The sequence below is a fragment of the Photobacterium sp. S4TG1 genome (genome assembly GCF_036040035.1).
Classification (GTDB): domain Bacteria; phylum Pseudomonadota; class Gammaproteobacteria; order Enterobacterales; family Vibrionaceae; genus Photobacterium.
Map to the genome: position 1 here is coordinate 1 of NZ_JAYXUH010000063.1, position 292 is coordinate 292.

Genomic DNA, 292 nt, shown 5'->3' on the forward strand with positions numbered 1-292 from the left:
GTTGGGAGAGCACCTCCCTTACAAGGAGGGGGTCACTGGTTCGAGCCCGGTATCGCCCACCACTTCTCTCTTAGAGAGCTTCTCCTAAAGAAGTAAAACTTTAAGGGGCTATAGCTCAGCTGGGAGAGCGCTTCGCTGGCAGCGAAGAGGTCTGCGGTTCGATCCCGCATAGCTCCACCACTTTATAAATACATTCGAAAGAGTGTGATTACAAAGTGGTTATCTAATGATAATTGCATGCTCTTTAACAATCTGGAAAGCTGACTAGTAAATTTAATCGAAAGATTAATTT

General features: G+C 45.2%; 1 tRNA gene. It reads left to right on the top strand.

Annotation, left to right across the window (positions count from 1 at the left end):
• The first annotated feature begins 104 nt into the window (after positions 1-104).
• Positions 105-180 (top strand) — tRNA-Ala (locus VXS03_RS20175).
• The last annotated feature ends 112 nt before the right edge of the window (positions 181-292 follow it).